The 6,236-nt window shown below is 60.0% G+C and carries 4 protein-coding genes and 1 pseudogene; all 5 read left to right on the top strand.

Going from position 1 to position 6,236, the window contains the following annotated elements:
- The coding region (locus D9T14_RS12990; protein ID WP_220668353.1) for a polymorphic toxin-type HINT domain-containing protein at positions 1-2,974 on the top strand (2,974 nt) is incomplete at its 5' end.
- Between the two features lies 1 nt (position 2,975).
- Positions 2,976-3,407: a hypothetical protein gene (locus D9T14_RS13455; protein WP_126464191.1), complete on the top strand. Its 432-nt coding sequence runs from the start codon at positions 2,976-2,978 to the stop codon at positions 3,405-3,407.
- Between the two features lie 152 nt (positions 3,408-3,559).
- Entirely contained in the window at positions 3,560-4,654 is a 1,095-nt protein-coding gene (locus D9T14_RS12985) for a polymorphic toxin-type HINT domain-containing protein (RefSeq protein ID WP_220452003.1), read from the top strand.
- Positions 4,655-4,663: 9 nt separating this feature from the next.
- The gene (locus tag D9T14_RS13450; protein ID WP_126464192.1) at positions 4,664-5,077 is read left to right on the top strand and encodes a hypothetical protein; all 414 of its coding nucleotides are present in this window, start codon (positions 4,664-4,666) and stop codon (positions 5,075-5,077) included.
- A gap of 422 nt (positions 5,078-5,499) precedes the next feature.
- Positions 5,500-5,898 (top strand): annotated as a pseudogene (locus D9T14_RS14505) (Hint domain-containing protein); the annotation flags it as partial.
- Positions 5,899-6,236 lie beyond the last annotated feature (338 nt).

Raw genomic sequence — 6,236 nt, 5'->3', positions numbered from 1 at the left:
TTCGTATGATGCCGATTCGCGGCTGGTCGGTGAGACCTGGCCTGCCGGTGAGCGGGCCTGGTATGCCTATGACGAGTGCGGTCGGGTCACCGCCCGGCACGTGCCGGGCTACGGCACGACCAGGTACACCTATGACGCATCGGGCAGGGTTGTGGGTCTTCAAGATCCGATGTGTGGGCGCCGCCGGTTCCGTTACGACCAGGTCGGGAATCTGGTTGAGGCGGTCTCGGGTACTGGTGGGGTGACCCGGTACGAGTACGACCAGCTCGGCGCCCTCGTCGCGGTCACCGACCCGGCCGGTGGGGTGACCCGGTACGAGCGGGACGGTCACGGCGAGGTGACCCGGCTCACTGATCCGTTGGGCAGGGTCACGACCGCTGAGTACGATGCGGCGGGCCGGCAGACATCGCAGACCGGCGCGGACGGGCACCGTATCGGGTGGGAGTATGACTGTTCGGGCCGGTTCGTCGCCCTGTCGTATGACGGTGTGGTGCATCACCGGGTGGAGCGTGACTTCGAGGCCCGGACCATGACTGTCACCGAGGCCAGTGGTGTCAGGCATGTGGTGTGCTGGGACGCCAATAACCGGCTGGTGTCGCGGTCCCGGGGCGGGCAGGCCGTGTCGTGGGGTTATGACGCTGATGGGCGCAGGGCGTGGATGCGGTCCCCGGGCGGGGCACGGACCGGCTACGAGTACGACCCGGCCGGGAGGCTGGTGCGGGTCGAGTCGTCTGTGTTCGGCACGGTGGCCTACGAGTACGACGCGTCTGGGCAGATGACCGCTGCGACCGCCGGCGGCACCCGGCAGGAATGGGAACGCGAGGGCGGGTTCATCACCAGCCACCTCGTGCGTCAGGGCGGTGTGATGTCGCACACGGCGGTGGGCCGTGACGACCAGGGCCGGGTCGCCTGGACCTCCCGGGACGGTTCCCACACCGCCTACGCCTACGACGAGGCGAACCAACTCGTCGAGGCCCGGACCGAGGACGGCACGGCCCGGTATGTCTGGGACCAGGCCGGCCGGCTGGCCGCCGAAACCACTGCCGGGGGCGGGGACATCGCCTACTCCTACGACGCGGCCGGCCAGCTCACCGGCACCAGCACGGACGGTGTGTTGTCGGCCCGGTTCTCCTATGACGCGGCCGGTCAACGGATCCGTGAGGAACACGCCGACGGCACGGTACGCACCTACCGGTGGGACGCGGGCGGCCGGCTGGAACAAGTCACCATCGACAGTGCCCTGGAGCGTTCCCGCACTAGTTTGTTCACTGATGCGATGGGTGAGCTGGCCGCCGTGGACGGGCAGGGGTTGTTCTGGGACACCGCCACCACCATCCCTGCTTTGTTGTCGGCTGGTGGGCAGGATGTGGTGTCCGTGCCCGGGTTCACCGCCACGGTCGGTGCCGGCTGGCAGACCCCCGGCTGGCGACAAGCCCCCACCACCAGCACCACAGGTGCGGACGTGTGGACCACCACCACTGCTGGTAGCCCCCTCACAGCAGGACCCGGGGGCCTGTCGTTTGGGGCCGGCGGTGAGGTCCTGCTACCCGGTGGTCTCGAAGCGTTGGGTGCTCGCGTCTACGACCCTGCCAGTCGTGGGTTCCTCACACCGGACCCCCAGGGCCCCACCACCGGCGCCGGATGGGCCGGTAACCCGTACTCGTACGCGGCGAACAACCCGGTCGGGTTCACCGACCCCACCGGCCTGCACCCCCTCAGCGACGCCGAATTCGACCAGTGGAAAGACCAGCACAAGTCCACGCTCGCCAAGGCCGGGGACTGGATCGGGGACAACTGGGAATACCTGGCCGCCGGAGCCATGGTCGTGGCCGGGGTGGCGTTGATGTTCACCGGTGTCGGTGGCGCGGCAGGGCTCGCGTTGATGAGCCTGTCCGGCGCGTTGACCTCTGGTGGGATCAGCATGGCCCAGCAGAAACACGACAACGGCAGCGTGGACCTGGGCACCCTCGGCAAAGAGATGGCCATCGGAGCCATCCCGATCCCCGGCGGCGGGGCCGCCAAAGGCGCCGGCGCCATCGGCCGTGAAGCGGCCCAGACCGCCGGCCGTGAGGTCACTGAGACCGTTGGCCGTGAAGCAGCCGAGCAGGCCGCCAGCCGTACCGGCAAACAAGAACTCAGCAACATCGGCAAGAACGCCGCGAATGATATTGGGGATGATACTGCTAGGGCTGCGCACAACGCGTGCAACGGCGGGAATTGTTTCGTGGCGGACACCCCGGTGTTGATGGCCGACGGCACGTCGAAACCGATCCAGGACGTCCAGGCAGGGGACGAGGTCGTCGCCTACGACCCCGACACTGACACCACCCAGCCTCGTACCGTCACCCGCACCTTTGTGCACGAGCAGGTCGAAACCCTCGTCGTGAGGCTCGAGGACAGCGGCAGTGTGGAGACCACCGCCGGACACCCCTTCCTCACCAGAGACCGCGGCTGGACCCCAGCAGGCCACCTCAAACCAGGCGACCAACTCCACACCCCAGACGGCACCTGGGCCACAGTGAAGAGCGTCGAGGCCACAGGACACACCCGAACCGTCTACAATCTCGAGGTCGACGGGCTCCACACCTACCACGTCCAAGCAGGGGACACATGGACAACCGTCCACAACATGTGCCAGAAGTATATCGAATTAGCCGAGCAACACATAACTGATAGTGGCACCACTGTTTTAGGTCGCTATCCAGGCTACATTGAAAAAGCGAAGAAAATGGGAGCGAGTTATTTTGATATTGGAAAAGAATGGGATGAGGTTGCCAAGCACACTGATCCGTGGGAGCTCAACCAATATTTCCTTGAAAATAGAATCGCCGCAGGAGACAGATTTGTTACATCGGTTCCAAAGAGTGAAATAGAGGCGTTAGACCCAAGTAAGTATACAGCGCGCGAGATCTCTTTTTTGAAAGAGAAGGGGTATCAATGGGTCAATCAGTGGTGTCTGAAACCTGGTGGATAACATGAAAGATGTCCTTGTTTATATAGCAGAAAACCTTCAATTTTTATGGGATAGTAACACTGAAGAAAATAATTATAAAATCACATTCTCGGTAAGTTCGCCTGGTAGTGGCTGTATCATTATTACGTCACCCCAGTTGAGGATTCAGCTGACTTCCCATCATGGTGAATTGACTATGGAAATTGAGCCTGCGTTTATACAAAGAAGGAATGGTTATATACCTTACGGTGCCGTTCCTATCGAGATTATACAGGAAGCTATTACTGGAGTTCGATCGGGGTCACTGAAACGAATTAGCGGAAAACATGCAATTTTTTTACGAGATCACCTTGGTGAAATAGTAGAATTAATGAGTCAAGAAAACTGGATCGAGTTTAAGGCTTCGACACTCCAGATAGCAAAAAATCGAGCAGACTATCTTCGCGAGAACTGATTAGTGAGGGGATGGGGGTGTAAATACTAAGTAATACCAAGAGGCTTATCCATAGGAGATTCTGCGGGAGATGAAATCCTAATCATAGCCTGATTCAGTGAAACTGGGAATACCTGGCCGCCGGGGTCATGGTCGTGGCCGGGGTGGCGTTGATGTTCACCGGTGTCGGGGGTGCGGCTGGGCTCGCGTTGATGAGTCTGTCCGGGGCGTTGACTTCTGGTGGGATCAGTATGGCCCAGCAGAAACACGAGAACGGTAGTGTGGATCTGGGCACCCTCGGTAAGGAGATGGCGATCGGCGCGATCCCGATCCCCGGCGGCGGGGCCGCCAAGGGCGCCGGCGCCATCGGCCGTGAAGCGGCCGAGACCGCCGGCCGGGAAGTCACTGAGACCGTTGGCCGTGAAGCAGCCGAGCAAGCCGCCAGCCGTACCGGCAAACAAGAACTCAGCAACATCGGTAGGAACGCCGCTGACAGTATCGGGGATGATACTGCCAGGGCCGCGCACAACGCGTGCAGCAGCGGGAACTGTTTCGTGGCCGACACCCCGGTGTTGATGGCCGACGGCACGTCGAAACCGATCCAGGACGTCCAGGTTGGGGACGAGGTGGTCGCCTACGACCCCGACACCGACACCGCCTGTGCCCGCACCGTCACCAATACTTTTGTGCATGAGCAGGTCGAAACCCTCGTCGTGAGGCTCGAGGACGGCGGCAGTGTGGAGACCACCGCCGGACACCCATTCTGGACCAGAGACCGCGGCTGGACCCCAGCAGGCCACCTCAAACCAGGCGACCAACTCCACACCCCGGACGGCACCTGGGCCACAGTCACCAGCGTCGAGGCCACAGGACACACCCGAACCGTCTACAATCTCGAGGTCGACGGGCTCCACACCTACCACGTCCGGGCTGGGGACACATGGACAACCGTCCACAACATGTGTCAGAAAGCAGGTAGTGGGGATCATAATTGGTTCCCAAGAAGAGAACTCCCAAGAGATAAAAATGGCGTTCCCGTGCCTGATAGTAATTACCCACACACTCAGCTGGGAACCAGAACTGGAAGGAATGGATCATATCCCCAAGCTCGCGAGTTCGGAGAAAATGGAGAATTGGTTAAGGATATCGATTTTACTGACCATGGACGTCCTGGGAATCATCCAAACCCCCATCAACATCGATGGTTGCCAAATGAAACAGGAGGGAGTCCAAAAAGGGGTGGCCCGGAACCTTTATCTAACCCGTAGGAGGGCGGCATGAAATTACAAGTTCCAATGTTTCACGAAGAGCAGATGGTCTCTTTTTTAGAGATATTAAGCCATATTGACGGTAGGGGGCTTTCGTGGAATGTTTCAAATTTATGGGCGCAAGCAAGGGCTGGTTCTGGATTTGATGTTTTAGAGATGGAAAGACTCGCCAAACTCAACCCGAGTCCCCTTTGGTTGACGTGGTTTCAGTTGTTGTGCTTTGGGGGTATAGTCGAGCAGGTTATTGACGGGGATTTCGCGGGGTATCTTACATCAAATAAAATTCAACAGGAGCCTGTTATTGTGATTACTGCATTCGATAGTACTGAATGGAGTATTACTACGAATGAGTCATCGCGTTGCGATTTAAGTGACTCTTTCACTGCATTCGAATTCGACGATCCCTTGAGTCGGTATAAGTGAACATGGAGGCGTGATACAAGATTGTCCTGCGTCAGGCTTTCCGGCGGGCCAGTTGTGAAAGCATAATCGGTTTCTGGGAGTGGGAGGGCGTGGCCATGGGACGACCGCCGGTGTTCGGTCCGGTGGCCAGAGTCCGGATTGGAGTGATATAGGTTTTCGGAAAGTGGTTGATGGTTGGTTTAGGCTGCTGCCTAAACCGGCAGCGTGGACCTGGGCACCCTCGGTAAGGAGATGGCGATCGGGGCGATCCTGATCCCCGGCGGCGGGGCCGCCAAGGGCGCCGGCGCCATCGGCCGTGAAGCGGCCGAGACCGCCGGCCGCCATACTGGCAGGCAAGAACTCGGCAGCATCGGTAGGAACGCCGCTGACAGTATCGGGGATGATACTGCTAGGGCCGCGCACAACGCGTGCAGTAGCGGAAACTGTTTCGTGGCGGATACTCCGGTGTTGATGGCCGATGGCGCGCGAAGCCGATTCAGGATGTCCAGGTTGGTGACGAGGTCGCCGCCTATGACCCCGACAGCGACACCACCCAGCCCCGTACCGTCACCAATACTTTTGTGCATGAGCAGGTCGAGACGCTTGTCGTGAGGCTCGAGGACGGCGGCACCGTGGAGACCACCGCCGGACACCCGTTCTTGACCAGTGACCGGGGCTGGACCCCGGCAGGCCACCTCGGGCCAGGCGACCACCTTCATGGCCCGGATGGTTCTTGGGTCACGGTCGCCACGGTCGAGGTCACCGGGAAGACCTGTACCGTTTACAATCTCGAGGTCGAGGGGCTGCACACCTACCACGTCCGGGCAGGGGACACATGGACAACCGTCCACAACATGTGCGAGAAATATATCGAATTAGCGGAACAGCATATAACTGATAGTGGCACCACTGTTTTGGATCGCTACCCAGGCTATGGCCGTCATGAAACAAGATCGGTTTCTGGTTGGGGTTTGGGGAGGTGTTCGAAGTCGTAGTCGAAGGTGCGTCCGGTGATGTACGAGGCGAATGCTCCGAAGGTTTGTTGGCTCATCCCAATCGAGGGTGTAGGAGTTGGGGTCTGAATCCGCCGGTTTCGAGGAGGCTGCGTGTGATGTAGTTGGTGAGGTTGCGGAAGCCGAGGGCGGTGCCGCGGAGGTGTTCGAGTCGTCCGTTGAGGGCT

The organism is Propionibacterium australiense, assembly GCF_003666605.1.
GTDB classification, from domain to species: domain Bacteria; phylum Actinomycetota; class Actinomycetes; order Propionibacteriales; family Propionibacteriaceae; genus Propionibacterium; species Propionibacterium australiense.
The sequence above is the reverse complement of the archived record's forward strand: the minus strand, read 5'-3'. Positions and strand labels throughout refer to the sequence as shown.

Excerpts from the sequence above, each read along its gene's own strand:
- D9T14_RS13455 (WP_126464191.1), top strand. The coding sequence starts at position 2,976 with ATGAAAGATGTCCTTGTTTATATAGCAGAAAACCTTCAATTTTTATGG.
- D9T14_RS12985 (WP_220452003.1), top strand. The coding sequence starts at position 3,560 with ATGTTCACCGGTGTCGGGGGTGCGGCTGGGCTCGCGTTGATGAGTCTG.
- D9T14_RS13450 (WP_126464192.1), top strand. The coding sequence starts at position 4,664 with ATGAAATTACAAGTTCCAATGTTTCACGAAGAGCAGATGGTCTCTTTT.